This is a genomic window from uncultured Campylobacter sp., from assembly GCF_937949835.1.
Taxonomy (GTDB): Bacteria; Campylobacterota; Campylobacteria; order Campylobacterales; family Campylobacteraceae; genus Campylobacter_B.
Window position 1 is genome coordinate 1 of the sequence record NZ_CALEDC010000117.1, and the last position, 3,246, is coordinate 3,246.

The 3,246-nt window shown below is 49.7% G+C and carries 4 protein-coding genes; all 4 read left to right on the top strand.

The window, feature by feature from the left end; all coding sequences use genetic code 11:
• Positions 1-365 (top strand): hypothetical protein (locus Q0256_RS02580; protein WP_297959777.1); only part of this gene is annotated, 365 nt, incomplete at its 5' end.
• Positions 366-463: 98 nt separating this feature from the next.
• Complete coding sequence (locus tag Q0256_RS02585) at positions 464-1,657, top strand: tetrahydrodipicolinate N-succinyltransferase N-terminal domain-containing protein (protein WP_297959779.1); 1,194 nt, start codon at positions 464-466, stop codon at positions 1,655-1,657.
• Between the two features lie 359 nt (positions 1,658-2,016).
• Positions 2,017-2,403 (top strand): hypothetical protein, encoded by a 387-nt coding sequence (locus Q0256_RS02590; RefSeq protein WP_297959781.1) that lies wholly within the window; start codon positions 2,017-2,019, stop codon positions 2,401-2,403.
• Positions 2,404-2,421: 18 nt separating this feature from the next.
• Positions 2,422-3,246: cation diffusion facilitator family transporter (locus tag Q0256_RS02595; RefSeq protein WP_297959783.1), on the top strand; the 825-nt coding region annotated here is incomplete at its 3' end.

Sequence of the window (3,246 nt, forward strand, 5' to 3'; positions counted from 1 at the left end):
AGGCCAAAAGGATTACCGAAGAGACGGGGCATATAGGAGTTGCTAGGCACTATATTGGACAAATTTTAACTTATGCGCCTGCCGATCCGGGCGGACTTTGGATACATAAAGCCGTGGCCGATATTTTAGATGCTAGAGATGCCGATAAAATACGCTCCGAATTCACGCTCACGCTTTTTAATCATCGCGGAATACATACTTTTACTTACGGGCGGGAAGAGCGAGAGCTTGCTAAGCAGAACCAAGAAAAAGCCGAAGCCCTTGATGCGGAAGGTTTTACTAGATTCGCAACGATAATGCGTGAGTTCGCTGAGCAATATTTAAAAATAGCTAACGAAGAGGAAAAAGTGGATATTTACGAGTAAAAGCATTTTATGGCGGAGGAATCAATTTGGCAAAATTTGATTCTTTTTAAATTAAATTTAGCTATACTCCCGCGCAATTTTGCGATTAAGGATTAAATATGAAAGAGATTAAAGGCCTAAGCGAGCTGAGAGCTTTTGCAGATAAAGTTCGCGCCGAAAAGGGTTATCGCGATTCGATCATGTGGGCGGTCGGGCGCGTATTTAAGGGGCGTGCGGAGGAGCATAAAAGCCTAAGCGTGAATTACGCGCACGTAAATTTTAAAGAAGGGCTAGTAAGCGCAGCAGTGATAATTCATGCTCTAGCTGAGTGCGGCGAGGTCGTGGATTTTAGCGGTAGTGAGTGCGTCCTTCCGCTAACGCACAAAGCCCTAAAAAAGGCGATCGAGGCTTTAAAATTTCTACAGCCAGACGCCAAAGAGGGCGCGCACAAAAATCTGCAGGTGCTGCTTGCGGTTAAAGAGGCGATGAAATCGGACGAGCACGCGAGCTTTTGCGCTAGCTTCATCTTTGAGGATGCCGCGCCAAAAAGCGTCGAGAGCGTCTATCTCAAGCTTTACGCGCTTTCGCTAAATCTCTGCGAGCCGCGCACGCTCAATCTAGACGGCGCATTTAGCGTGCTTCCGAATGTCGCATGGGACGAAAACGCTCGCCCGATCGAGCTTTGGTGGCTGCGTGAAAACGAAATCCATTTAAAAATGCAGGGCCGTTATCCGCGTATCATCAGCGTCGATAAATTTCCGCGCTACCTAAGCCACGTCGTACCGCCGCAAAACGTGCGGATTTTAGACGATGCGAAGGTGCGTTTGGGTGCGCATATCTCCGCGGGTACGACCGTGATGCCGGGTGCTGCGTATGTAAATTTCAACGCAGGCACGACCGGCAGCGTTATGATCGAGGGGCGCGTCAGTAGCTCGGTCGTCGTGGGCGAGGGCAGCGATATAGGCGGCGGCGCGTCGATTTTGGGTGTGCTAAGCGGTACCAACGGCAATGCCGTGAGCATCGGCAAGCACTGCTTGCTGGGTGCAAACTCCGTAACGGGCATTCCGCTAGGTGATCGCTGCATTGTGGATGCCGGTATTGCGGTACTTGAGGGCACGAAGGTTTTCATCGCGCAAAAGGATCGCGAGGCGCTAGCGGCGCTAAATCCAGGCTTTGCGTTTGATCGCGAAATTTATAAAGGGCTTGAGCTTGCCGGGCTTAGCGGTCTGCACTTCCGACAAAACAGCCAAAGCGGGCAGATTGCGGCAAGCATTAGCAAGCGTGCGATCAAACTCAACGCGGAACTGCATTAAATTTATAAATTTAAACGGCGGGCGCGGATTGGCTGGAGCTTTTCAAAGCTGCGTTAAATCTATAACTTAAACGGCGAGTTAAAAAAGATGCGGATGATCTCGCCGCACGCCGCTTTGAGCGAGCGCATGTGATACGTCGCAAAAATTTCCGCTCATAGAATTTCACGCGGAATTTAAAGAATTTTTGCCGCGATTTAAAAAATTTCTAGCGGTGATTTATGGAATTTACGCCGCTATTTTAACGTAAGTAATTTTGGCGGCTCGCGGATTTGCGCCGCGCAAAGGATCTTTAAATTTCAAAAATAGATTGAATTTAAAATTTGAATATGATAGATTTCAAATAAAATTAGGAGGTTAAAATGGAAAAATTTATACTCGCCCTGTTCGGCATATTTATCTGCAGCGCAGCGCTTGCGGGAGATGCCGATGCCGAGCGCTGCAAGGCTTTGGCGGACGCCGTAAATGGGCACAGTCACCCCGCGACTAAAAATATAGAGTTGAGCGCGGCTACATGCGAGGGCGATAAATTTGTAATTCCCACGATTCTAAAAAATGAAATTTGGGACAAAGTAGATCCCAAAATCAAGCAAAATTTTGAAAGCATTTTGCGCGCCAACAGGCAAAAGGACGTCTGCGCGATGATGAAAGCGGGCGGTCTAAATCGCATAGGCGTACGAGAATTTCTGCAAAGCGGCGAAAAAATCGCCGATCTGACCTATACGCGCAGCGATTGCGGCTTAGAGTAAAATTTCAAAGGAGAGATAATGGAAGTGCCTCAAGCGGCGTATAGCAGAGATAAAATCATCATTCGCACCGGCGCGATCGGTATCATTTCAAATGTAATTTTAGCGGCATTTAAGGGCGTCGTGGGGCTGATTTCGGGTTCAATCGCGATCGTGCTGGATGCCGTAAATAACCTAAGCGACGCGCTTTCGTCCGTCATTACGATCGTGGGCGTGCACCTTGCTAGCAAGCAGCCCGATCGCGCGCACCCCTTCGGACACGGCAGGATCGAGTATCTAAGCGCGATCGTAATCGCCGTCATCATCCTCTACACCGGCGGCGTCTCGCTCGTTGAATCGATCAAAAAGATCATTCATCCGCAAGCGGCGAATTATAATGCGGTTTCGCTCGTCATCATCGCCGTAGCGGTCGCGGCGAAATTTAGCCTAGGGCTTTATACGCAAAAGACGGGCGAGCGCGTAAATTCTGACTCGCTCATCGCTAGCGGCGTGGACGCCAAATACGATGCGCTCGTATCGCTAGCCACCCTCGTAGCGGCTTTTATTTCGCTTATTTTCGGGCTGAGCTTGGAGGCGTATCTGGGCGCGATAATTTCGGCGCTTCTAATCAAAACGGCGTATGAAATTCTGCGCGATACGATCAGCAAGCTTTTGGGTTCTCGTCCGAGCCTGGAGCTTACAAATGAAATTTACGACGTCGTGCGCGGCTTTGAGGGCGTCATCGGCGCGTACGATCTGATGTTTCATGACTACGGGCCCGATAAGATGGTCGGCAGCATCCACATCGAAGTCGCAGAGGACACGACTGCGGCGCAGATCGACGCTCTTACACGCCGCATCCAAAAC